The organism is Pseudomonas sp. PDM17, assembly GCF_014851985.1.
Taxonomy (GTDB): Bacteria; Pseudomonadota; Gammaproteobacteria; order Pseudomonadales; family Pseudomonadaceae; genus Pseudomonas.
In genome coordinates, this window is sequence record NZ_JACVAT010000004.1 from 182,966 (window position 1) to 207,833 (window position 24,868).

At 66.3% G+C, this 24,868-nt stretch carries 18 protein-coding genes; 7 read left to right on the forward strand and 11 right to left on the reverse strand.

Features of this window, described 5'->3' with window-relative positions; translation table 11 throughout:
- Window positions 1-5: 5 nt before the first annotated feature.
- The 7 genes from IB256_RS15050 to pilG all read right to left on the reverse strand — a co-directional run bounded on the left by IB256_RS15050 (window position 6) and on the right by pilG (window position 13,960).
- Window positions 6-1,040, reverse strand: a complete 1,035-nt coding sequence (locus tag IB256_RS15050) for a chemotaxis protein CheB (RefSeq protein WP_192403107.1) — start codon at window positions 1,038-1,040, stop codon at window positions 6-8.
- Window positions 1,033-9,468, reverse strand: a complete 8,436-nt coding sequence (locus tag IB256_RS15055) for an Hpt domain-containing protein (RefSeq protein WP_192403108.1) — start codon at window positions 9,466-9,468, stop codon at window positions 1,033-1,035. The genes IB256_RS15050 and IB256_RS15055 overlap by 8 nt, the downstream gene beginning before the upstream one ends.
- A 24-nt stretch (window positions 9,469-9,492) precedes the next feature.
- Window positions 9,493-10,356 (reverse strand): protein-glutamate O-methyltransferase, encoded by an 864-nt coding sequence (locus IB256_RS15060; RefSeq protein ID WP_192403554.1) that lies wholly within the window; start codon window positions 10,354-10,356, stop codon window positions 9,493-9,495.
- A gap of 62 nt (window positions 10,357-10,418) precedes the next feature.
- Window positions 10,419-12,467 (reverse strand): methyl-accepting chemotaxis protein, encoded by a 2,049-nt coding sequence (locus IB256_RS15065; RefSeq protein ID WP_192293778.1) that lies wholly within the window; start codon window positions 12,465-12,467, stop codon window positions 10,419-10,421.
- Between the two features lie 83 nt (window positions 12,468-12,550).
- Window positions 12,551-13,087: a chemotaxis protein CheW gene (locus tag IB256_RS15070; protein WP_081519603.1), complete on the reverse strand. Its 537-nt coding sequence runs from the start codon at window positions 13,085-13,087 to the stop codon at window positions 12,551-12,553.
- 53 nt (window positions 13,088-13,140) lie between these two features.
- A complete protein-coding gene (gene pilH, locus IB256_RS15075) occupies window positions 13,141-13,506 on the reverse strand; it encodes a twitching motility response regulator PilH (protein ID WP_024766237.1) in 366 nt (121 codons plus the stop codon).
- 46 nt (window positions 13,507-13,552) lie between these two features.
- A complete protein-coding gene (gene pilG / locus IB256_RS15080) occupies window positions 13,553-13,960 on the reverse strand; it encodes a twitching motility response regulator PilG (RefSeq protein WP_015475142.1) in 408 nt (135 codons plus the stop codon).
- A gap of 280 nt (window positions 13,961-14,240) precedes the next feature.
- On the opposite strand from pilG, the gene gshB reads away from it, so the two are divergent.
- From gshB to IB256_RS15115, 7 genes are all read left to right on the forward strand, one after another.
- Entirely contained in the window at window positions 14,241-15,203 is a 963-nt protein-coding gene (gene gshB / locus IB256_RS15085; protein WP_192293780.1) for a glutathione synthase, read from the forward strand.
- A 56-nt stretch (window positions 15,204-15,259) separates the two neighbouring features.
- On the forward strand, window positions 15,260-16,153 hold the full coding sequence (locus IB256_RS15090) for an energy transducer TonB (RefSeq protein ID WP_192293782.1): 894 nt from the start codon (window positions 15,260-15,262) through the stop codon (window positions 16,151-16,153).
- A 74-nt stretch (window positions 16,154-16,227) separates the two neighbouring features.
- Window positions 16,228-16,797: a YqgE/AlgH family protein gene (locus tag IB256_RS15095; protein ID WP_192403109.1), complete on the forward strand. Its 570-nt coding sequence runs from the start codon at window positions 16,228-16,230 to the stop codon at window positions 16,795-16,797.
- Window positions 16,794-17,231 carry a Holliday junction resolvase RuvX gene (gene ruvX / locus IB256_RS15100; protein WP_138213113.1) on the forward strand — a complete coding sequence of 146 codons (438 nt, stop codon included), beginning with the start codon at window positions 16,794-16,796 and terminating at the stop codon, window positions 17,229-17,231. The genes IB256_RS15095 and ruvX overlap by 4 nt, the downstream gene beginning before the upstream one ends.
- Before the next feature lie 138 nt (window positions 17,232-17,369).
- Window positions 17,370-17,882 carry a bifunctional pyr operon transcriptional regulator/uracil phosphoribosyltransferase PyrR gene (gene pyrR, locus IB256_RS15105; protein WP_081519598.1) on the forward strand — a complete coding sequence of 171 codons (513 nt, stop codon included), beginning with the start codon at window positions 17,370-17,372 and terminating at the stop codon, window positions 17,880-17,882.
- A 45-nt stretch (window positions 17,883-17,927) separates the two neighbouring features.
- Window positions 17,928-18,932, forward strand: coding sequence for an aspartate carbamoyltransferase catalytic subunit (locus IB256_RS15110; protein ID WP_192403110.1), 1,005 nt, complete (start codon window positions 17,928-17,930; stop codon window positions 18,930-18,932).
- Window positions 18,929-20,200, forward strand: coding sequence for a dihydroorotase (locus IB256_RS15115; protein ID WP_192403111.1), 1,272 nt, complete (start codon window positions 18,929-18,931; stop codon window positions 20,198-20,200). The genes IB256_RS15110 and IB256_RS15115 overlap by 4 nt, the downstream gene beginning before the upstream one ends.
- Before the next feature lie 198 nt (window positions 20,201-20,398).
- On the opposite strand, the gene IB256_RS15120 is transcribed toward IB256_RS15115, so the two are convergent.
- The 4 genes from IB256_RS15120 to pilU all read right to left on the reverse strand — a co-directional run bounded on the left by IB256_RS15120 (window position 20,399) and on the right by pilU (window position 24,778).
- Window positions 20,399-21,568, reverse strand: coding sequence for a trans-sulfuration enzyme family protein (locus IB256_RS15120; protein WP_192403112.1), 1,170 nt, complete (start codon window positions 21,566-21,568; stop codon window positions 20,399-20,401).
- Entirely contained in the window at window positions 21,565-22,938 is a 1,374-nt protein-coding gene (locus IB256_RS15125) for a pyridoxal-phosphate dependent enzyme (RefSeq protein WP_192293792.1), read from the reverse strand. The genes IB256_RS15120 and IB256_RS15125 overlap by 4 nt, the downstream gene beginning before the upstream one ends.
- A gap of 212 nt (window positions 22,939-23,150) precedes the next feature.
- A complete protein-coding gene (locus IB256_RS15130) occupies window positions 23,151-23,555 on the reverse strand; it encodes an NINE protein (protein WP_017520120.1) in 405 nt (134 codons plus the stop codon).
- 77 nt (window positions 23,556-23,632) lie between these two features.
- The gene (gene pilU, locus IB256_RS15135; RefSeq protein ID WP_081519592.1) at window positions 23,633-24,778 is read right to left on the reverse strand and encodes a type IV pilus ATPase PilU; all 1,146 of its coding nucleotides are present in this window, start codon (window positions 24,776-24,778) and stop codon (window positions 23,633-23,635) included.
- Window positions 24,779-24,868: the final 90 nt, after the last annotated feature.

The following is a 24,868-nucleotide window of genomic DNA, read 5'->3' on the forward strand; positions in this document are numbered from 1 at the left end:
TTATCTCACTGGGTGACTGCGCCGACGCATTGTTCGGCAAGGTGATTGACCAGCGCCGCCGCGAGCTCGCGCGGGTCGCCGGTGAAGAGGCTGTAGCCGCCTTCGCGCAGGCTGTCGGGCATGCTGGAGCAGGCGCAGCTATCGGCGCGCTGGGTCCAGATCGGCGCGCCCTGGCGGCGCACGTAGGCCGCGGCGGCGCTGCCGTCGCTGCACATGCCGCTGAACACGATCACGCCGCAACGCTCACCGTACTGCTGGGCGAGGTTGAGCATCATCTGGTCAATGGACGGGCTGTAGGGCTCGGGCCAGCTGCGATCTTCCACGCGCATGCGTGCCGAGTCATCGAAGCCCAGTTCGCGGGAGATAGGCACCACCACGACTTCGCCGCAACGCACCGGGTCGCCGTCGCGCACGGAGTTGACGTGCCACTGGCTGTGGCGGCCGACCGCTTGCGGCAGGTTGGCCTCGAAGGCAGCGTCGATGTGCTGGGCATACAGGAAGCCCACCGGCAGGCCGCCGGGCAGCGCATCGAGGAAGGTCTTCACCGCCGCCGGACCACCCAGCGAGGCGGCCAGCAGCCAGACCTGCGCGGCCGGTTCGCCGGCCTTGAGCGGGGAGGCCGCAAGGTCATCGGGCAGCGCTACGCGGGTCGGACGCTGCGCTTCGTCGAGCAGCGCAGCCAGGCTACGGCCGACGCCGGCGCTGGGATCGCCCACCAGCTTGCGCAGCTTGGAGACCAGCCGGCGTTCCCAGCGTGGGTAATGTTCGGAATGCCGCTCCGGCGCGTGGCCTTCGCCGAACAGCACGGGCACCCGCGACTGTTCCAGCAGGTTGTCCACCAGCGGTGAATCTTCCTGCTGCGCCAGGTCCACCAGCCACAGGTCGGTCTCACAGGCGTCCAGCTGCTCGCTTTCAAGGCGCGCCGGGTCGGCGTTGAGCACCACCTGGTAGCCGTGTCCGGCCAGGGCCTGCGCCAGCACGTGGCGCTGCAGCGAGGTATCGGCGATCACCGCAATCCGCGGCGTGCTCTGCTCAGACATGGGCCTTCACCAGCTTGTGGATATTCTCCAGCAGCTCGGATTCCTGGTACGGCTTGCCCAGGTACTGGTTGACGCCGATGGCCAGGGCACGGTCGCGGTGCTTCTCGCCGGTACGGGAGGTAATCATGATGATCGGCAGGTCCTTCAGCTGTTCATCGTGGCGCACCAGGGTGGCCACCTCGAAGCCGTCCATGCGCGGCATCTCGATGTCCAGCAGCATGATGTCCGGCTTGTGTTCCTGCAGTTGGGCGATGGCGTCCACCCCGTCCTTGGCGGTGAGCACGTTCATGCCGTTGCGCTCGAGCAGGCGGCTGGTGACCTTGCGCACGGTGACCGAGTCGTCCACCACCATGACCAGGGTCGGGCGCTGGTGCTCGATCTCCGCGGCGGCCGGGCCAGCCAGCTGGCGGCGCGGGGCGTGCTGGACATGCTGCGCATGGAGCACACGGATGGTCGCCAGCAGGTCGAGAATCACCACCACGCGACCGTCACCCAGGATGGTCGCACCGGAGATGCCGCTGACGCCGGCGAACTGCGCACCAAGGCTCTTCACCACGATCTCGCGCGAGCCCGCCAGGGCATCCACCTGCACTGCCACGGCGTGGTCCGCCGAGCGCACGAGGATCACCGGCAGCGGCAGCGACTGCCCGACCAGCTTGGGATGCTGGCCATTGTTGAGCAGGTCGCCCAGGTACTTCAGTTCATAGCTCTGGCCCGCGTATTCGAAGCTCGGCGCGGCGCCGGTCTCGTCGGCGGCAGCCTGCTCGTAGAGGGCTTCCAGCTCGTACGGGGAGACCCGCACGATACCTTCGATGGTGTTCAGCGGCAGAGCGTAGAGGTCTTCGCCGGAGAGCACCATCAGCGCGCGGTTCACCGACACGGTGAACGGCAGGCGAATGTCGAAGCGGGTGCCTTCGCCGATGCTGGAGTGGATGCTCATGGAGCCGCCGAGCTGCTTCACCTCGGAGTTCACCACATCCATGCCCACGCCACGGCCGGAAATCTGCGTGACCTTCTCGGCGGTACTGAAGCCAGCTTCGAGGATGAACTGCAGCACCTCGTGGTCGTTCAGCTCGCTGTCGTCGGTCATCAGGCCACGCTCGATGGCCTTGCGGCGAACTGCTTCGAGGCGGATGCCGGCACCGTCGTCGGCGAGGGTCAGGAGGATGTCGCCACCCTCGCGGCCCAGGGTCAGGCGGATGGTGCCCTGCTCGGCCTTGCCGGCAATGCGGCGCGCCTCGCCAGACTCGATGCCGTGGTCAACCGCGTTGCGCAGCATGTGCTCCAGCGGCGCGACGATGCGTTCGAGCACGGTACGGTCCATTTCGCCTTCGGCGTTGCTGACCACGAACTCGACTTGCTTGCCCAGCTCGCTCGCCACCTGACGGACGATCCGGCGCAGGCGTGGCACCAGGCGGTCGAAGGGCACCATGCGGGTGCGCATCAGGCCTTCCTGCAGCTCGGTGTTGACCCGCGCCTGTTGCAGCAGCAGCGTCTCGGCGTCGCGGTTCTTGGCGGCCAGGGTTTCCTTGAGGTCGAACAAGTCGGAAGCGGACTCGAACAGTGCGCGCGAAAGCTGCTGCAGCTGCGAGTAGCGGTCCATTTCCAGCGGGTCGAATTCTTCGTAGCCGGCGCGCTCGGCGTCGGCCTGGTGGCGCGAGAGGATCTGCGCCTGGGTTTCGGTATCGAGACGGCGCAGCTGGTCGCGGACCCGCTCGATGGTGGCGTCCATCTCGCCCAGTGTCGAACCGACGTCGCTCACCTGCTGCTCGACGCGACCACGGAAGATCGAGGTCTCACCGGCGAGGTTGACCAGGCCTTCGAGCAGTTGTGCGGGCACCTTCACCAGTTCCTGCGGCGCACGACGCGCGGCGGCTTCCTGGGCAGCTTCCTGGGCACGGCGGACGAAGGGCAGCACCACCGGCGCATCGATGCGCTGCGGCACGGCTGCGGCCATGATGGCTTCCGGCAAGGCTGGCAGGTTCACCGGAGCCGGTTGTTCGGCAACCGGTTCCTCGGCGATGTCTTCAGGCTGGCTTTCGGCGCTCTCGACCTCACCCAGGTGCAGGCGCAGCTGATCGACTTCGGCCTGCAGGCCTTCGAAGCCGGACTGCGCGTCCATCAGCAGGCTTTCCGGCCACGGCGCGCCCTGCTGCTGGGCTTCACCCAGGTGCTGTTCGAGGTCGTGGGCCAGGTCGCCCAGGCTGGTCTGGCCAGCCAGGCGCGCACCGCCCTTGAGGGTGTGGAGAATGCGCAGCAGCTCGTCGAGCGCACCGTTCTCGCGCTCGGCGTCCCAGCGGCCCAGGGCCTGTTCCATGGCTTCGAGCAGGTCGTCGGCCTCTTCCAGGAAGATATCCAGGATGTCGGCTTCCGGGCCTTCCGGCACGGCATGGGTGGAGCTGATCGCGTGCAGGCTGACGCTGCTGGGGATGCTCAGTTGTTCTTCGGGGTTGGCACGAAATCGGTGGATCGCGTCGATCAGCGATTCACCTCCCGGAATCCGGCGATGCTGCTGGACCGCTTCGAGCATCTCGGCGAGACGGTCGTGGCAGCGCTGCAGCAGCTCGAAGAGTGTCGGGCTCGCGCGCAGACGTCCGCCGCAGAGGCCTTCGTAGAGGAATTCCAGTTCGTGGGAGAGATCGCCGATGGGGCGGATCTCGGCCATCCGCGCGCCGCCCTTGAGGGTGTGCAGGTCGCGTTGCAGCGCTTCCAGCTCGACGCTGTTGTCGGGGTTTTCCATCCAGCGGTGCAGGGCACCGGAGGAGCTTTCGAGGATGTCGAAACCTTCCTCGAGGAAGATTTCCACCAGTTCCTGGTCGCGGTCTTCGTTCAGCTCGTACTCGCTGTCCTGTACGCCCGAGGCTTCAGGAACAGCAGCTTCCGGCTCGGCCGGCTGCACTCCGGCGACCTCGGTTTCGGCAGCTTCGAGGAAGGCCTGCAGGTCGAGGTCCTGCGCCGTGACTTCCAGCTCCGGCTCGCTGCTCTCGAGATCGATGCTTTCGAGATCGCTGGCCTCAGCCTCAGTTGCTTCGAGCTCGTCGGCCACTTCGGCTTCCGGCGCCACCTCGGCGGGCAGCTCCAGCTCGATGGCGTCTTCGATGACTGGCGGCAGCTCGAGGGTTTCGTCCTGCTCGGCCACGGCGTTCTGCTGCGCGGCCACGGCCTGCGGCAGGCTCAGGCCGGCGGCCGGGTTCTGGCGGAAGGTGCGGATGGTCTGCACCAGATCGGCCGGATCGGTCAGCGCCTGGCCGGCCTGCAACTGGTCGAGCTGGGTCGCCAGACGGTCGTGGCAGGTACGCAGCAGGTCACCTAGCGGCTGGCTGTGCTGGAAACGATGATCCAGCAGGCCTTCGTAAAGCGATTCGAGTTCGTGGGACAGGTCGCCGATCTCGCGGATTTCCGCCATGCGCGCGCCACCCTTGAGGGTGTGCAGGTCGCGCTGCAAGGTCGAGAGCGCGGCGAGGCCTTCGGGCGAGGCCAGCCACTGGTCCAGCGCCTGGCCGGCGTTATCCAGAATATCGACGGCCTCTTCAAGGAAGATCGCCACCATTTCCTCGTCCAGCGCCCGCGGCGGTTGCTGCGGGGCGGGATGGGCATGCGGGGTCTCGGCGGTGATGACGTCATCGTCGTCATCATCGGCGGCGCCGCGCGGGGCGCCATCATTGGCGTTGCGCGGCGACCAGCTCAGGCCGTCGGGCAGGTTGTCGTCGTCCACCGGGCGGCTGTCGAGCAGGAACTCCTCGTCCTCGGCCGGGAAGTCCTCGGCGGTGAGGCTTTCCAGGTCGACGAACTCGATGTCGGTGGCGTCCTGCAGGTCGTTCGCAGGCTCTTGCGGTGCGGCGACCGGGGCGTCCAGCAAACGATGCAGCGCTTCGACCTGTTCCGGGCGGGCGCTGACCTGCAGGGCCGCAGCCACCTGGTCCATCATGCCGATCAGCGCCTCGTGGGCGGTTTCGGCGGCGGAGAAGAAGGCATCGCCGGTTTCCAGGCGACCCTGGCGCACGGCGCCGTAGACCGCCAGCAGCGCATCGGCGAGTTCCGCCATCTGCGGCAGCTCGGCCATCTGCGCGCCACGGCTGAGGGTTTCCAGCTCGTCGTAGAGGGCGCCCAGCTCCTGACGCTCCTGCGGGTGTTCACGCCAGCGGCGCAGCAGGTCCTCGGCGTCGAGCAGAATGTCCATGCCCTCGGCGAGGAACATGCCGATCATCTGCGGGTCGTTGCCGCTGCCCTCGCCGCTTTCACCGCGACGCTTGGCCTCGGCGGCCTCCAGGCGTTCCTGGTGGATCTGCGCGATGCGCGCCAGCAGCTCCGGGCTGCCCTCGATGGGCGCCAGCGGGCGGCCTTCGACGAGCTGGTCGAGACCGACACGGAACAGGCCTTCGGCGGCGTGCAGCAGCTCGGCCTCGCGCAGGTCGACCTGCAACAGGTTGGTCTTGAATTCCTTCACCAGCCGCTCCAGCGGCGTGGCGATTTCGGCGATCGGCAGGATGCCGGCCATGTGCGCGCTGCCCTTGAGCGTGTGCAGGGCGCGCTGCAGGTCGTCGGTCACCGGCTGCGGCAGCTGTTGCGCGCAATCGGCGAGGAAGCCGACCAGAGTTTCCAGATGGGCTTCCGCTTCATTGCGGAAGATCTCCAGCAACTGCGGGTCGAGGCTCTCGTCGAGCCCCTCATTGGCTGCCTGCGCGGCAATCTCTTCGACTTCAGCCAGCTCGGGGGTGATGTCCTCGTCCTGCGGGGCCGATTCCGGCAACCCGCCACCCGGCGGCGGTACCGGCTGCCCCTTGGCCAATGCGTGGGCGGTGGCGGCCAGACGGTCGACATCGTCACGCTGGCGCTGGGCGCTGGCGGCGTACTCGTCGACCAGCTCGGGCATCAGCGCGACCACGTCCTGCACCACCTGCAGCACGGCAGGCGAGGCGGCGATGCTGCGGTCGAGCACGCGGTTGAGCAGGTTCTCGATGGACCAGGCCAGCTCGCCGATCACCAGCGCGCGGACCATCCGGCCACTGCCCTTGAGGGTGTGGAAGGCGCGGCGGATTTCGGTCAGCGAGTCGCGATCATCGGTGCTGGCCAGCCAGGTCGGCAGGTGCTCACCGATGGTTTCCAGAACTTCACCGGCTTCTTCGATGAAGACCTCGCGCAGCTCTTCGTCGATCGGTTCTTCGTCGGCGGGCGGCGGCAGCAGGCTGGGCGGCACGTCCTGGGCAGGCGGGTTGATCGCCTGGACCGGCGCAGCCATGACTTCGGCCAGGGACAGCGGCTTGGCCGGTGCCTCGGCGACCGGCTCGGGCTCGGCCGGCGGGCTGGGCAGTTCGACTTCCGGCAGGTCCAGGTCGGCGATGTTCTCGTCGCTCCAGGCTTCGGCCTGGAGGGCAGGAGTTTCAGCTTCGGCCAGCGACTCCAGCGTTTCCAGCTGCAGCGGCGCGTCGAGGCTGAGGTCGACGCCGGCGTCCAGCGCGGTCGGCTCGCTCAGTTCGCCCAAGGTCCAGTTGTCATCGCTGACCAGCGCGACTTGCGCGGTGGACGGCTCATCAGTGGCCGGTTGGGCGTCGAAGCTCAGGTCGTCCAGGGAGTCCAGGGTCGCCAGCGGCGCGGGTTCGAGTGCTTCCAGGCTGGCGAAGTTTTCGTCCAGTTCCAGGGAAGGCGCAGGCGACTCGGCAGCCGGCTGGGTCAGGTCGACGCTGAACCAGTCTTCCTCGGCAGGCTTCTCGCCAGCCGGGGTGAGCGTTTCCATGTCCCAGCTCAGCTCGTCTACCGGGGCCGGAGCGGCCTCCAGCGACGGCAGGCTGGCGAAGTCTTCGACCAGCTCCGGGGTTGCCGGGGTTTCGCTCGGCGCGGTGGACAGGTCCAGGGCTTCCCAGGACTGCTCGGCAACGACGGCCTCCGCCGGAGCCGGCTCGTCGAAGCGCGGCGCCTCGGCCAGCGGGGCGGCTTCGTCCAGGTTCCAGCTCAGCTCATCGGCCAGCGGTTGGCTGGGAGCTTCATCCAGCGTTTCGAGGCTGAACTCGATGCTGTCGGCCTTGTGGCTGTCGTCCAGCGACCAGCCTTCGTCGGCCAGGGTGGTGTCGGTGAGCGGTGCAGCCGGCTCCAGCTCGATGTCCCAGCTGAGGCTTTCCGGCTCCAAAGTGGCGGTCGGCGCGCTCGGTTCGGTAGCGGCGGCCAGCGGCTCGACCTCGTCCAGGGTCCAGGCGCCCAGTTCCGCGGACGGTTCAGCGGCCTGCAGGCCGGAGTCCAGTTCCAGGGATTCGAAGGTGAAGCTGGATTCGGCTTCGCTGGCAGTCCGGGCTTCGGGCTCCGCCGGGAGGTCGACGTCGGCCAGCAGCGCAGGCTCTTCTGCGGCAGCAGGCTCAGCGAGCGGCTCCAGGGGTTCGAACGTGAAGCTCTCTGCGTTTTCAGCGACGGGTTGCGGCGCGTCAAAGTCGGCCAGGTCGAGGATCGGTTCTTCGACCGGGGCTGGCTGTTCAACGGGGGCCCGTTCTTCCGGAGGAGCGAGCTCTTCCAGAGAAGCCATGGAGGAAGGCTGCTCGAACGACGGCTCCTCGAGCGCGGCGGTCTCGAAGCCGGACGACTCGAAGCTGTCGGCGATTTCCACCGGCGCGGCCAGTTCCGGGACTTCCTCCACCGGCACCGCTTCGGTCGGCTCGGCCAGCGGCTGGGCGGCCAGCACGTCGATCTCGTCGAGTGGGTTGTCCAGCGGAGCAGGCGCGAAGGCGCTCGGCTCGGCGTCGAGGATCGACGGGCGCGGCTTGAGCGAGTAGCCCAGGCTGTCCAGGCTCTCCTCGGCCACATCGAGGATCATGTCGCCCTGGGTGTTGTGGTCTTCCGACAGGCGCTCGAGGTAGTACTCGACGCTGGTGATGGCGTCGGCCAGGGTGTCCAGGCTGTGCCAGTCCGGCACGGCCTGGCGCACCAGCAGTTGTTCCTGGATGTAGCGATTGCAGTTTTCCAGCAGTTTCGCCGCACGTTCCTGGGAGATCATCGCCAGACCGCCGCGAACCTGCGTCAGCAGCTCCGGCACGCGGGCCAGGTGCTCGTGGTTCCACTGCGAGGCGATGAACTCGATGATCGCGTCCTTGGCCAGTTCCAGGCCGTTGCGCGCTTCCTTGATCACCACCTGGTGGATCTGCTCGACGTCAGTGGTCGGCAGGACGTTCTCTTCGCGGCCCGGCTCTTCGCTCGGGCCGACCATGCCGGCCAGGGTGGCCTCGACATACAGCAGCGCACCGGCGACATCCATCAGGGTGGCGTCGTTGGGCTGGCGCTGGCCGTGGGCGAGCGCGCTGACCACATCGATCTGGTCGAGGATGACCTTGCGCGGCTGGCCGAAGCCCAGCACGGCGAGGGTGTCGGCGATCTGCTTGAGCGGCGCCAGCAGGCTGCCCAGCTCGTTCACGCCGCTGCGGTCGCTGCGCACGAAGAGGTCAAGGCTGTCCTTGACCCGCACCAGCTCCTCGCACAGCGCACCAACGACGGAACGCATGGCGTCGCGGTCGGGGCCGGCGAGACGGGCGCGCTCCTCGTCCACCAGGGCAGCGCCCGGCAGGGCATCGTCCAGGCGGTACTCGTCTTTCACCGCACGCACGCGCGGCGACTGGTCCGACGCCTTGGCCACGTAGAACAGCAGGTTCTTGATCAGCTCGTCCGGCGCCGGCTGGTTCATGGCGTCGGCGCCCTGGTCGACCAGGCGCTTGAATTCGCGATCAACCTGGCGCAGCAGGTTACGCACCGAGGTGCCGTTGGCGATGCTGCCGTTGGCCAGGCCTTCGATCATCGCCGAGGCGATCACCCACAGGCGGCCCAGCGGGGCGTCCTTGCACAGGGATTCGAGGCGGGCGAAGACGCGCGCCAGGTAGCCCAGGTTGGTCGGCAGGTCCTGGTTGCGGATGACGCCGACCAGGGCGACCTGCAGCATCTGCCGCAGCTTGCGCAGCAGCGCCGGCAGTTCGGCGGTGCGCAGGCGCGCCAAGGCGTCCACCGGCAATACCGGGGATTCGCGGGACAGATCGGGGGAGAACAGGCTGGTTTCCGACAGCAGCTTCTCGCCACGGGCGGTGCGCAGGTCGTTGAGCAGCGGCAGGACCACCAGCGGCAGGTCGCGGCGGGCGCTCTGAATGCGCTCAAGGTACGCCGGCAGTTGCAGGATGGCCTGCATCAGCACTTCCAGCGCTTCGCTCTGGCTGGAGGTCGTGCCGTCGATCAGCGCCTGGGTCAGGTACTCCATTTCTTCGGCGAGCAGGGCTGCGCCGTAGAACTCCACCATCTGCAGAGTGCCGCGCACCTGGTGGATATAGGCCAGGCAAAAGCCCATCCGCGTCGGGTCCTGGGGATTCTCGACGTAGGATTCGAGGGCTTGCCGCGCCTGCTTGAGCGTTTCGGCAATCTCGCCTTTTACCCATTCCAGGGCGACATAATCGTGCCGATCACCCATAGCCACTCCACTCATGTGTCTGTGTCATCCCTTCCGGGTAAAGGCCAGAACGCGCTCATCGGCGACCGGTTCGAGCAGCGGGTGGTGCCAATCGGCAACCTCGCCCACTCCGATCACCAGCAGTCCCCCAGGCGCCAGCCGCTCGGCCAGGCGATTGAGGATTTCCCGCCGCCGCCAGCGGCGGAAATAGATCAGCAGGTTCTGGCAAAAAATCACGTCCATGCCGGACATTGGCGCCTTGGCCAGTTCCAGCACATTCAGCCGCGCGCAACAGACGCGCCCGGCGAGATCGGGTATCACACGGTATCGACCGTCATCCTGCGCGCTGAAGTAGCGCATGGCCAGTTCCGGGTCGATATCCGCAAGCTTGCGTGCCGCATACGTGGCCTCGCGTGCCCGGTTGAGGGCGCTGAGGCTGATGTCGGTGCCGGTCACGCCATACAGCGGCGCAAGACCTGCATCTTCCAGTACCTTGGCGGCCACCATGGCGAGGGAGTAGGGCTCCTCGCCGCTGGAACAGCCGACGCTCCACAAGGCCAGCGGCCGGCTCGGGCCGACCTGTTCGAGGCGCTGGAGCAGGTAGCTTTCCAGCACGTCGAAAGATGCCTTGTGGCGAAAGAAACGGGTTTCCTGAACGGTGAGGCGGTCCAGCAGGTTCGACCACTCGACGGCGCCGCGCGGGCCATCGGTGACCTGGCGGTAATAGGTGCCGTAGTCGGCGATACCCAGTTCGCGCATCCGCGCGCCCAGGCTGGTCTGCAGGAAGGCACGGCGTTGCTCGTTGACAACAACGCCGGTGCGGTCTTCCAACAGTGCCTGCCAGTCGCGGAAGTCCGCGGCCGACATGTCGGCCAACGGCTGCAACGACCAGACGCCACTTGCCTGCATGTCGCGCCCCTCGCTCAAGATTGTCGTGCGCTACCCGGCTACGAGCCGCGCACCTCCTCTGCTCAGGCCTGTTCGGCGGTGTCCGGCAGTTTGAAGCCGGATACGGAGTGGCGCATCTCGCCGGCCATCTTGGCCAGGTTACCAATGCTGCGCGCGGTGGCGGTGGTACCGGCAGAGGTCTGCGAGGTGATCTCCTGGATCACGTTCATGGTGTTGGAAATGTGGCCGGCGGAGGAGGCCTGCTGACGGGCGGCGTTGGAGATGTTCTGGATCAACGCTGCCAGGGTCTTGGATACCTTCTCGATCTCTTCCAGGGACACACCGGCGTCCTGCGCCAGGCGGGCACCACGGACCACCTCGGAGGTGGTCTGTTCCATCGAGATCACCGCTTCGTTGGTGTCGGTCTGAATGGTCTTCACCAGCGCCTCGATCTGCTTGGTCGCAGCGGAGGAGCGTTCCGCCAGGCGCTGTACTTCGTCCGCTACCACGGCGAAGCCACGGCCCGCGTCGCCCGCCATGGACGCCTGGATCGCTGCGTTCAGGGCGAGGATGTTGGTCTGGTCGGCAATGTCGTTGATGAGGCTTACGATGTCACCGATCTCCTGGGACGATTCACCGAGGCGTTTGATCCGCTTCGAGGTGTCCTGGATCTGCTCACGGATGTTGTCCATGCCGGTGATGGTGTTGTGCACCACTTCGTTGCCCTTGTTGGCGATGGCTACGGAACGTTCCGCTACCGCCGAGGACTCGGAGGCGTTCGCCGATACCTGGTCAATGGACACGGCCATTTCGTTGATCGCGGCGGAGGCGCCGGCGATTTCCTGGGCCTGGTGCTCGGAAGCCTCGGCCAGGTGCATGGCGGTGGCCTGGGTTTCCTGGGCGGCGGCGGCCACCTGCACGGCTGTCAGGTTGATGGTTTCCACCAGCTCGCGGAGCTGGTCGATGGAGTAGTTGATGGAGTCCGCGATCGCACCGGTGAAGTCCTCGGTTACCGTCGCGGCCACCGTCAGGTCACCGTCGGCGAGGTCGGCGATTTCGTCGAGCAGTCGCAGAATCGCCGCCTGGTTACGTTCGTTCTTCTCGGCGGTCTCGGCCAGTCGGCGGTTGGTTTCACGCACCATCACCAGGCCGATGAGGATGATCGCGCCCAGGGCGATGATGCCCAGCATGGCGCTGGCGACCTGGTTGAAGACACGGCCTTCGGTCAGGTTCTCGAAGCCGCTGGCCAGGCTGGAGGCCTTGTCCAGCAGGGTCTGCGAGCCACCGAAGATGGTGTTGGCGGCTTCACGGACCTGGAACAGTTCCGGGGAGGTCTCGAGGATCTCGTCCACCGAGCCGGAAACGAATTCGAAGAGCTCGGCGATCTCGTTGAGGCGGTCCACCGCTTCTGCGTTGGTCACCTTGGAGATGCTCATCGCCGCGTTGCCTTCCTTCATGCCCTTGAGTACGCGGCCGAAGAGGCTGGCGTCACGGCCGAAGCTGTCGGCGGCCTGCACGGAGTTCTCGTCACCGGCGAGCACCTTGTTCACCGAGCCGAGGATACGTTCGGCCAGCAGCGACTGGCGCTGGGCTACCGCAACCTGGTCGGCCGGGGCGCCGTTTTCCAGCAGGATGTCGACGACCTCTTCGTACTCCACCTGCAGCTGCGGGATGGTTTCGGCGAGGGTCGCGGCTACCTGGTGCAGGGACAGTACGGTCTGTTCGCTGGCGAGGATGGAGTCGGCGTTCTTGCGCAGGGTGTCCCAGTCCTTCTGTACATCCGCCATCTGCGGTTGTACCGAATCCGGGCTCGGCGGCAGGCCGGTGCTCTCGTCACCCTTGGAGAGGATGTTCCAGCGCTTCTCGAAGTCGTTGCGTGCTTCTTTCAGCAGCTTGAACGCCTCCGCCTTGCCCGCCGCGGCTTCCGTGGCGTTCTTGGCGATACGCTGGGACAGCACGCGCAGTTCGCCGGCATGGCCGATGTACTGTTTGTCGTGGTTCGCCTGGGTGTTGAGGTAAGCGAAGTTGGCGAACAGCAAGACGATCGCCACGATCAGGACCACGAAGAGTCCGAGGATCAGCGAGCTGCTACGCGCACCCGAAAAAAGACTGCCTGCCTTTATATTTTTCATATTCGGCCCCCGCCTGGACCCACCACGATTACGGTTTCCATGTCACAACAAGGGCCGGCAATGCCGGCCCAACCGGTCAAACTCTAGCTGGCGACGTCCAGGAACCCCGGGTGCTGAGCCAGCGCATGCGGACTGAACACGAGCCAGGGTTGCTCCCGATGGAAGACGCCATGGATAAAGGGCTGCAGGACCGCTTCCAGCGGCGGCAACTGCTCGGAGAAGGTGTCCACCGGGAAGTGCTGCATGCCGAACACCTCATCGACGATGAGGCCGGCGAAGACTTCCTGGTATTCCACGACGAGCACGCGCCGTTGCTTGCGCAGAGGCGAAAGCTCCGCGCCGAGGAAACCGCACAGGTCCATGATCGGCAACAGGCGGCCGCGCACGTTGGCGACCCCCTTCACCCAGTCACGGACACCGGGCAGCAGTGTGTAGCGCGGTTCATGAAGAACCTCGCCGACCTCCCCCATGGGCGCCACGAACAGGCGCCCAGCCATGCGAAAGCCGATGCCGTTCCAGCTCTGCACCACCTCGCGCTGCGCGGGCAGACCCGCGGCCAGCTGACGACAGCGCTGATCGATCTGGACGAGAACCTCGAAAGGACTCTGGACTTCCGCCATGCCGGCCCTGGCCTTCTCTAATAATTATGTTTTGTACGTACTGGACAGCTGTATCAGCCGGCCAGTACCGAATTGATGGTCTTGAGCAGTGTTTCTTCGTCCACCGGCTTGGTCAGGTAGTCGCGAGCGCCCTGGCGCTTGCCCCAGACCTTGTCGGTCTCCTGGTCCTTGGTGGTGACGATGATCACCGGAATCGCGCTGGTTTCCGGGTCCTTGGACAGCTGACGGGTCGCCTGGAAGCCGTTCAGGCCGGGCATGACGATGTCCATCAGGACGACGTCGGGCTTTTCCTGGCGAGCCAGGGCCACGCCATCGGCGCCATTTTCGGCCTTGAGTACCTGATGCGAGTGCTTTTCCAGCATCGCGGTCAGCTTGTACATCTCGGTCGGCGAGTCATCAACAATCAGAATTCGAGCCATTGTGGTCCCCATACGGAATAGGCGTCACCGGCGCTTGCGCCGGACTTCAGGAAGCGTGCTCCACCGGGGTGAAGTCGGGCACATGGGTCTTGATCGCGCCGAGCAGTTCTTCCTTGCTGAAGGGCTTGGTGAGGTACTGATCGGAACCGACGATGCGACCCTTGGCCTTGTCGAACAGGCCGTCCTTGGAGGACAGCATGATCACCGGCGTGGATTTGAATGCACTGTTGTTCTTGATCAGGGCGCAGGTCTGATAGCCATCCAGGCGCGGCATCATGATGTCGACGAAGATGATGCTGGGATGGGTATCGGCGATCTTGGCCAGCGCGTCGAAGCCGTCGATGGCTGTAATGACATCGCAGCCGACTTTCTTCAGCAGGGTTTCAGCCGTGCGACGAATCGTCTTGGAATCGTCGATCACCATTACTTTCAAACCGTCGGAATGCTGTTCCATGTTCGCCCTTACCATCTCGGTGAGTCGTTTTTCCGCTTTTTATTTCAGTGCGCAAGCGCCCTGCCACCGTCGGGCTGCGACCCAATCGTGGGAACCTTTTACCACAATCGTCAGAATCTTTACCACGCCCAGCAAATTCAGGCCATAAGACCCCGAACGCGCAGGCTTTTTCCTTGACCGAGCGCACATCCAGCGCCACCCTGAGCGTCCATTTTCAGCCTTTGCGGCGCGGCCTCGAGTCGCAGCCCCAAGCCGACGAATTCCCCCAGGAGGACATCCCATGAGCGTACGCCTCGGGATCGTGATGGACCCCATCGCGCAGATCAGTTTCAAGAAGGACAGCTCGCTGGCCATGTTGCTGGCCGCCCAGGCCCGTGGCTGGCAGCTCTTCTATATGGAACAGCAGGATCTTTACCAGAAAGAGAACGTCGCCCGCGGTCGCATGCGTCCGCTCAAGGTGTTCTACGATCCGGCCCACTGGTTCGAACTGGAAGACGAAGTCGACCAGCCGCTGTCGGACCTGGACGTGATCCTGATGCGCAAGGACCCGCCCTTCGACAACGAGTTCGTCTACTCCACCTATCTGCTGGAACAGGCTGAAACCGCCGGTACGCTCGTCGTCAACAAGCCGCAGAGCCTGCGTGACTGCAACGAGAAGTACTTCGCCACGCTGTTCCCGCAGTGCGCGCCGCCGACGGTGGTGAGCCGCCGGTCCGACATTCTCCGCGAATTCGCCGCGGAGCATCGTGACATCATTCTCAAACCCCTGGATGGCATGGGCGGATCGATGATCTTCCGCCACCGCGAGGGCGACCCGAACCTCTCGGTGATCCTCGAGACCCTGACCCGCCACGGCCAGGAGCAGGTCATGGCGCAGCGCTACCTGCCGGCCATCAAGGATGGCGACAAGCGCATCCTGATGATCGACGGCGAGCCGGTGGAATACTGCCTGGCGCGCATTCCCGCCCAGGGCGAGACCCGTGGCAACCTCGCCGCCGGCGGCCGTGGCGTGGCCCAGCCGCTGACCGAACGCGACCGCTGGATCGCCGCCCAGGTCGGCCCGGAACTGCGCAAGCGCGGCTTGCTGTTCGTCGGCCTGGACGTGATCGGCGAGAACCTCACCGAGATCAACGTCACCAGCCCGACCTGCATCCGCGAGATCGATGCGGCCTACGACACGCGCATCGGCGAGAGACTGATGGCAGTCATCGACGAAAAGCTCAAGGCGCGCAGTGCGTCATAGACTTTTATAAGCCTCGTCGGCAGACTTCCGCCCCACCCTGGCCCGTGCGATCCGCAATGAACGCTGCAACCCATCAAGACTTCCCTGTGTCCTCCGGCGTGCGTCCGGCGGACCGTCTGGGTTTCACCCTGTTCATTGCGGCCATCCTGCACGTCGCCGTGCTGCTGGGCGTGGGCTTCACCATGCCCTCGCCCAGCCAGCTGAGCAAGACGCTGGAAATCACCTTGGCCAGCTTCAAGAGCGACAAGGCGCCGGAAAAGGCCGATTACCTCGCCCAGATGAACCAGCAGGGCAGCGGCACCCTGGAGCACAAGGCGGTCCCCAAGACCACCGAGCAGGCGCCGTTCCAGGACACCGAAGTCAAGAAAGTGTCTCCGCCGACCACCCCTCGCCAGGCCAAGAGCCCGGAAGCGCCCAAGGCCGCCGTTGCCACCCGCACGCCGCGCCCGGACAAGGTGCAGACCAAGCAGCAGACACCCAAGGCCGAGACCGTCGCCAAGCCGGCGCCACAGTTCGACTCCGCCCAGCTCTCGGCGGAAATCTCCAGCCTCGAAGCCGACCTCGCCCGCGACCAGCAGGCCTACGCCAAGCGCCCGCGCATCCACCGCCTGAGCGCCGCCTCGACCATGCGCGACAAGGGCGCCTGGTACAAGGAAGAGTGGCGCAAGAAGATCGAACGCATCGGCAACCTCAACTACCCCGACGAAGCCCGTCGCCAGCGCATCTACGGCAGTCTGCGGCTGCTGGTGTCGATCAACCGTGACGGCTCGCTCTATGAGGTGCAGGTCCTGGAATCCTCCGGGCAGCCGACGCTCGACCAGGCCGCCCAGCGCATCGTGCGCCTGGCCGCACCCTTCGCGCCCTTCTCCGGCGACCTGAACGACATCGACCGCCTGGAAATCATCCGCACCTGGCGCTTCGAGCGCGGCGACCGCCTGTCCAGCAACTGAGCCAGCGCGCCCGAAGCGTCTACTGACGCTTTCAAGTCTTGTCCCTTTGGCCCCCAGGCCTGAAACTAGCCGGCATGAAAAGCACAGCCGCCAGCTACCTCAAGCACCATTTTCTGATCGCCATGCCGCACATGGCGGACTCCAATTTCGCCCAGACGGTGACCTACCTCGTGGAACACAACGAGCAGGGCGCCATGGGCCTGATCATCAATCGGCCCAGCGGCCTGAGCCTCGCCGACGTGCTCGAACAACTGCGTCCGGACGAACTGCCGCCGGTGCGTTGCCAGGGCGTGACCATCTATAACGGTGGCCCGGTGCAGACTGACCGCGGCTTCGTCCTGCACCCCGCCGGGCGTAGCTACCAGGCCACCCTGGAGCTGGGCGAGCTGTCGCTGTCCACCTCCCAGGACGTGCTGTTCGCCATCGCCGACGGCAGCGGCCCCGCGCAACACCTGATCACCCTCGGTTATGCAGGCTGGGAAGCCGGCCAGCTGGAAGCCGAACTCGCCGACAACGCCTGGCTGACCTGCCCCGCCGACCCGGCGGTGCTCTTCGAGGTGCCGGCCGAGCAGCGTCTCTCGGCGGCCGCCGAGCGCCTGGGGGTCAACCTCAGCCTGCTCACCGCCCAGGCCGGGCACGCCTGATGACCAGCAAACCCCTGCGCTTACTCCTGGGTTTCGACTACGGCACCAAGCAGATCGGCGTCGCCGTTGGCCAGGCTATCACCGGCCAGGCCCGCGAACTGTGCGTGCTCAAAGCACAGAACGGCGTGCCGGACTGGAACCGCGTCGAAGCCCTGATCAAGGAATGGCAGCCCGACGCCATCGTCGTCGGCCTGCCGCTGAACATGGACGGCACCCCCAGCGACATGAGCGAGCGCGCCGAGAAATTCGCCCGCCGCCTGCACGGCCGCTACAACCTGCCGGTACACACCCACGACGAACGCCTGACCACCTACGCCGCCAAGGGCGAGCGCCTGGCCCAGGGCCAGCGCGACGGTTACCGCGAACGCCCGGTGGACGCCCTGGCCGCCGCCCTGCTGCTGGAGGGCTGGCTGGCCGACAACGCCCCCGCCTGACCCGAGGCCGGCTCCCTTGACCTGAAGCAGCGCCAGGGGAGCGAAAGCCACTAAGCTTGCCGGACCACTCCTTCCCGGAACGGTCCGCCCCGATGGCCGCCCGCGCCGGGTGGCCTCGCCAACCGAACCGGAGACGTCATGACCCTGCCCAGCCCCGCCGAACTCATCCCCCGCATGGCTACCGACCTGCGCAACTACCTCGCGCAGCGCGGGATCGACTCACCGCGCTTCGTCGGCATCCACACCGGCGGCATCTGGGTTGCCCAGGAACTGCTCAAGGCACTGGGCAGCGACGAGATCCTCGGCATCCTCGACGTGTCCTTCTACCGCGACGATTTCAGCCGCAGCGGCCTGCACCCGCAGGTCCGTCCGTCGGAACTGCCCTTCGAGATCGACGGCCAGCACCTGGTGCTGGTGGACGACGTGCTGATGAGCGGCCGGACCATCCGCGCCGCGCTCAACGAGCTGTTCGACTACGGTCGCCCGGCCAGCGTGACCCTGGTCAGCCTGGTCGATTTGAACAAGCGCGAGCTACCCATTCGCCCGGATATCGTCGGCGAAACCCTGTCCCTGGCACCCAACGAGCGGGTAAAATTGCGCGGTCCCGCACCACTCGTCCTCGAGCGCACGCTTCTCAGCACCGCGCTGTAACTCCGCGCGCCCGGACCTCCACCCCCAACTTTCAGGGCCTGCCACATGCCGACCGACGCCAAGCGCCCGCTGCAGCTCAACGACCTGGGCCAGCTGCGCCACTTCCTCTCGCTCGACGGGTTGTCCCGCGAACTGCTGACTGAAATCCTCGATACTGCCGATTCCTTCCTCGAAGTCGGCGCCCGCGCGGTGAAGAAAGTCCCGCTGCTGCGCGGCAAGACCGTGTGCAACGTGTTCTTCGAGAACTCCACGCGCACCCGCACCACCTTCGAACTGGCCGCCCAGCGCCTGTCCGCCGACGTCATCTCGCTGAACGTGTCGACCTCCTCGACCAGCAAGGGCGAGACGCTCACCGACACCCTGCGCAACCTTGAGGCCATGGCCGCCGACATGTTCGTCGTGCGCCACAGCGACTCGGGCGCCGCGCACTTCATCGCCGAGCACGTCAGCCCCAACGTCGCCGTGATCAACGGCGGCGACGGCCGTCACGGCCACCCGACCCAGGGCATGCTCGACATGCTCACCATCCGCCGCCACAAGGGCAGCTTCAAAAACCTCTCGGTGGCCATCGTCGGCGACATCCTGCACTCGCGGGTGGCGCGCTCCGACATGCTGGCGCTGAAGACCCTCGGCTGCCCGGACATCCGCGTCATTGCCCCGCGCACCCTGCTGCCGGTGGGCCTGGAAGACCAGTACGGAGTGAAGGTGTTCACCGACGCCAACGAAGGCCTGAAGGGTGTCGACGTGGTGATCATGCTGCGCCTGCAGCGCGAGCGCATGGCCGGCGGCCTGCTGCCCAGCGAAGGCGAGTTCTTCAAGCTCTACGGCCTGACCCAGAAGCGCCTGCAGCTGGCCAAGCCCGACGCCATCGTCATGCACCCCGGCCCGATCAACCGTGGCGTGGAGATCGATTCCGCCGTGGCCGACGGTGAACAGTCGGTGATCCTCAACCAGGTCACCTACGGCATTGCCATCCGCATGGCCGTGCTGTCCATGGCCATGAGCGGCCAGAACGCCCAACGCCAGCTGGAACAGGAGGACGCGCAATGACCGTCAGTATTCGTGGCGCCCACCTGATCGACCCGGCCAGCGGCCTGGACAAGGTCTGCGACCTGCACATCGAGGCCGGCCGCATCGTCGCCATCGGCGACGCACCCGAAGGCTTCCGCGCCGCCCAGGAAATCGACGCCGCCGGCCTGACCGCCGCGCCCGGCCTGGTGGACCTGAGCGTCGCCCTGCGCGAGCCGGGCTACAGCCGCAAGGGCAGCATCGAAAGCGAAACCCGCGCCGCCGCTGCCGGTGGCGTCACCAGCCTGTGTTTCCCGCCGCAGACCAAGCCAGTACTGGACACCTCCGCCGTCGCCGAGCTGATCCTCGACCGCGCCCGCGAAGCCGGCAACGCCAAGGTCTTCCCCATCGGTGCGCTGACCAAAGGGCTCGCCGGTGAGCAACTGTCCGAGCTGGTCGCCCTGCGCGACGCCGGCTGCGTGGCCTTCACCAACGGCCTGGCGCCGATGGCGAGCAACCGTGTGCTGCTGCGTTCGCTGGAATACGCGGCGACCTTCGACCTGACTGTGGTGTTCACCTCCCAGGACGCCGAACTGGCGGCCGACGGCATCGCCCACGAAGGCCCGACCGCCAGCTTCCGCGGCCTGGCCGGCATCCCGGAAACCGCCGAGACCGTGGCCCTGGCCCGCAACCTGCTGCTGGTGGAGCAGTCCGGCGTGCGTGCGCACTTCAGCCAGCTGACCAGCGCTCGTGGCGTCGAGATGATCGCCCAGGCCCAGGCCCGTGGCCTGCCGGTCACCGCCGATGTGGCGCTGTACCAGCTGATCCTCACCGACGAGGCACTGGCGGACTTCTCCAGCCTGTACCACGTGCAACCGCCGCTGCGCTCGCGCAAGGACCGCGACGCCCTGCGCGAAGCGGTGAAGAGCGGCGTGATCCAGGCCATCGCCAGCCACCACCAGCCCCACGAGGCGGACGCCAAGAACGCGCCGTTCGCCGCGACCGACCCGGGCATCAGCAGTGTCGAACTGCTGCTGCCGCTGGCCATGACCCTGGTGCAGGACGGCCTGCTCGACCTGCCGACCCTGCTCGCGCGCCTCTCCAGCGGCCCGGCCGCCGCCCTGCGCCTGCCGGCCGGCAAGCTGGCCATCGGCGCGGCAGCGGACGTGGTGCTGTTCGAAGCCGAGGGCCAGACCCTGGCCGGCGAGACCTGGCACTCCCGTGGCCAGAACTGCCCGTTCCTCGGCCACTGCCTGCCGGGCGTGGTGCGCTGCACCCTGGTGGACGGGCACATCGTCCACGCGGTCTAGCGCTCCGCCGTCCCATGAAAAAGCCCGCCAATCGGCGGGCTTTTTCTTTTCCTGTGGCTCCACAGCGAACATCAGCACCAACCGGCGAGCGTAGGAGCTTCAACGTAGGATGGGTGGAGCGGAGCGATACCCATGCTGTCGGTGCCGCGGTTGATGGGTATCGCTTCGCTCCACGCCATCCTACAAGTGCGCCACGTTTCAGATCATCGCCAGGGCCTTGGCGAGGTCAGCGCGCAGGTCTTCCACGTCCTCCACCCCCACCGACAGGCGAATCAGCGAATCGCCGATCCCCAGCGCCGCACGGTTCTCCGGTGGGATGCTGGCGTGGGTCATGATCGCCGGATGCTCGATCAGGCTTTCCACGCCGCCCAGGCTTTCCGCCAGGGCGAACAGTTGGACGTTCTCCAGGAAGCGCCGCGAGCCGGCGAGGTCGGTGTCCAGGTCCAGCGAGATCATCCCGCCGAAGCCCTTCATCTGCGTGCGCGCCAGCTCATGCTGCGGATGTGACGGCAGGCCGGGGTAATAGACGCGCTTCACCTGCGGTTGCTGTTCCAGCCATTTCGCCAGCTCCAGTGCGTTGGCGCAGTGGCGCTCCATGCGCAGGGCCAGGGTCTTCACCCCGCGCAGGGTGAGGAAGGCGTCGAACGGCCCGGCGATGGCGCCCACCGAGTTCTGCAAAAAGCCCAGGCGTTCGGCAAGGTCGGGGTTGTCGCCGACGATGGCGATGCCGCCGATGACGTCGGAGTGACCATTGAGGTACTTGGTGGTGGAGTGCACGACGATGTCGAAGCCCAGGTCCAGCGGACGCTGCACGTAGGGGCTGGCGAAGGTGTTGTCGGCCACGCAGAGGATGCCGCGCTCACGGCAGGTGCGGGCGATGGCGGCGAGATCGGTCAGGCGTAGCAGCGGGTTGCTTGGGGTTTCCACCCAGACCATGCGCGTCTTGTCGGTCAACGCCGCTTCCAGGGCACCGGGCTGGGCCAGGTCGGCGAAGTGGAAATCGTGCCCTGCGCTGCGCCGGCGCACCCGCTCGAACAGGCGGAAAGTGCCGCCGTAGAGGTCGTTGCCGGAGACGATGTGCGAGCCGGCGTCGAGCAGTTCCAGCACCGCCGAGATCGCCGCCAGTCCCGAGGCGAAGGCGAACGCCTTGCTGCCGCCCTCCAGGTCTGCCACGCAGCGCTCCAGCGCCCAGCGCGTGGGGTTGTGCGAGCGGCCGTAGTCGAGCCCCTTGTGCACGCCGGGGCTGTCCTGGCGGTAGGTGGAGTTGGCGTAGATCGGCGGCATGATCGCCCCGGTGGACGGGTCCGGCTCCTGCCCGGCGTGGATCACGCGGGTGGCGAAACCGAGGCGGTCGTCGTGCTGACTCATGGGAGGGTCCTCCGCAAGTGGTTGAGCAGGTCGAATCGTGTGATCAGGCCGTGGAAGCCCGAGGCGTCGGCAATGATGGCCACCAGACCGCGGCCGAGCACCGCTTCCAGTTCGCCGAGGCTGGCACCGGGGGCCAGGGTTTCCGGGGCGTCGCTCATGGCGCTGGAGACTTCGCAACGGTAGTGCGCCGGATCGTCATGCACGCCCATGAGGATGTCGGACTCATCGATCACGCCGACCAGGCGTTTGCCGTCGAGCACGGGAAGCTGGGAGATGTCCGCAAGGCGCATGCGCTGGAAGGCGGTGAGCAGGGTGTCGCCGGGGCCGACACTGACCACGCGGCCCTCCTCGAAGCGCCGCGCAATGATGTCGCGCAGGTCGCCGTAGCGCTTGCGGTGCAGCAGGCCCTGGTCGGTCATCCACTGGTCGTTGTAGATCTTCGACAGGTAGCGCGTGCCGGTGTCGCAGACCAGGCTGACCACGCGCTTGGGTTCCCTCTGCTCGCGGCAGAAGCGCAGCGCGGCGGCCAGCAGCGTGCCGGTGGAGGAACCGGCGGCGATGCCTTCATTGCGCAGCAGTTCGCGGGCGGTGGCGAAGCTTTCCTCGTCACTGATCGAGTAGGCGTGGCGCACGCTGGAGAGGTCGGCAATCGACGGTACGAAGTCTTCGCCGATGCCCTCGACCGCCCAGGAGCCGGGCGTGCCGATGGCGCCGGAGCGCGAGTACTCGGCCATGATCGAGCCCACCGGGTCGGCGAGGACCATTTCCAGCTCGGGCTGGACCTTCTGGAAGAAGCGCGTGAGACCGGTCAGCGTGCCGGCTGAGCCGACGCCGACTACCACGGCGTCGAGGTCGTGGCCGGTCTGCGCCCAGATTTCCGGGCCGGTGCCGGTCTCATGGGCCAGTGGGTTGGCGGGGTTGTTGAACTGGTCGGCGAAGAAGGCGTCGGGCAGGTCTTTCGCCAGCCGCGCCGCGACGTCCTGGTAATACTCGGGGTGGCCCTTGCCGACGTCGGAACGGGTGATGTGCACCTCGGCGCCCATGGCGCGCAGGTGCAGGACCTTCTCGGTGGACATCTTGTCCGGCACCACCAGCACCACCCGGTACCCCTTGGCGCGGCCCACCAGCGCCAGGCCCAGGCCGGTGTTGCCGGCGGTAGCTTCGACGATCACGCCGCCGGGCTTGAGCCGGCCGTCGCGCTCGGCGGCCTCGATCATGGCGACGCCGATGCGGTCCTTGATGGAGCCGCCGGGGTTCTGCGATTCGAGCTTGAGGAACAGGGTGCAGGGTCCGGTATCGAAGCGCGTCACGCGGACCATGGGGGTATTGCCGATCAGGTCGAGTACGGCAGGACGGGGTTCGTTGCTCATGGCAGCCACTCCTTCTGGGCGAGCCGGGGATCGCCCGGCGGCGCCTGCTACTGTCCTCCTGACCTTAGGCGGGAGGCACAGGTCGCGCCAGGCGGCGCGACGAAAGACGGCGGTCAGGAATGGCATTCACCTGCAGGAGCGAGCCGTTTTCCATAAAGGCACTAAGGGCGCGATCGCGTCCATGGGGCGCTCCTACAGGGAAAAGCGCGGCGTCAGATACGCTGCGGCCCGTTGCGTTCGGAAATCTGGCTGTTCAGCGTCCAGAAGTCATACAGCACGCCGATGAAGAACAGCCCGCCGGTGAACAGGTAAAGGATGCCGGTGAGCCATTTGCCCATGTACATGCGGTGCACGCCGAACACGCCGAGAAAAGTCAGCAGGATCCAGGCGACGTTGTAGTCCACGCCGCCGGAACGGTAGCGCTGGTCCGCTGCGTCATCCATGGAGGGAATGAGGAACAGGTCGATGATCCAGCCGATGAAGAACAGGCCGAGGGTGAAGAACCAGATCGTGCCGGTGATCGGCCGGCCGTAGTAGAAGCGGTGCGAGCCGGTGAAGCCGAAGATCCACAGCAGGTAGCCGATGACCTTGCTGTGGGTGTCAGGGTTGGCGGACATGCCTTTCTCCCGTTGCGTTACAAGGCATCCAGCATAAACGAAAAGCCCGCACGGGGCGGGCTTCTCAAGGAGCAGGATCAGCGGAAACGGCGGTTGGGATCGTCTTCGCTCATCTCCAGGGTCAGGCCCTGGGTCATGGTGGTCAGATGGTCGGCGTCGGTCTCCGAACCCAGCTTGATCATCAGGCGCAGGTCGTTCGCCGAGTCGGCGTAGGCCAGCGCATCTTCGTAGGTGATCTCGCCCTGGGTGTAGAGCTGGTACAGCGCCTGGTCGAAGGTCTGCATGCCCTGCTCGGTGGAGCGCTTCATCAGCGGCTTGAGCTCGTGGACCTCGCCCTTGCGGATCAGGTCGGCGGCCAGCGGGGTGTTCAGCAGCACCTCGATCACCGCACGGCGGCCCTTGCCGTCCGGGGTGGGCACCAGTTGCTGGGCAACGATGGCCTTGAGGTTCAGCGAGAGGTCCATCCACACCTGGCCATGCCGGTCGGCCGGGAAGAAGTGAATGATCCGCTCCAGCGCCTGGTTGGCGTTGTTGGCGTGCAGGGTCGCCAGGCACAGGTGGCCGGTTTCGGCGAAGGCCACGGCGTGGTCCATGGTCTCGCGCGAGCGCACCTCGCCGATCATGATCACGTCCGGCGCCTGGCGCAGGGTGTTCTTCAGGGCCACCTCGAAGGTATCGGTATCCAGGCCCACTTCACGCTGGGTGACGATGCAGCCCTGGTGCTGGTGGATGTACTCGATGGGGTCTTCGATGGAGATGATGTGGCCGGTGGAGTTCTTGTTGCGGTAGCCGATCATCGCCGCCAGCGAGGTGGACTTACCGGTACCGGTGGCACCAACGAAGATCACCAGACCGCGCTTGGTCATCGCCAGCTTCTTGAGGATTTCCGGCAGCTTCAGGTCATCGATGGTCGGGATGTTGGTCTCGATGCGGCGCAGCACCATGCCCACCAGGTTGCGCTGGTAGAACGCGCTGACACGGAAGCGACCGACGCCACGGGCGCTGATGGCGAAGTTGCACTCGTGGTTCTCGGCGAAGTCGCGGCGCTGCTGCTCGTTCATCACCGACAGCACGGTCTCGCGGGTCTGCTCCGGCGACAGCGCAGTCTTGGTGACCGGCAGCACCTTGCCGTTGACTTTCATCGAAGGCGGCACGCCCGCCGTGATGAACAGGTCGGAGGCTCCCTTTTCCACCATCAGGCGCAACAGCTTCTCGAATTCCATGATCTTTCTCGCCGAGTTCACGCTGACTACGACAGGGCTGTCGGATCACGAAGCGGGTGCGTGTGGCGCGCTCCGTGCGCCGGGCCGCAA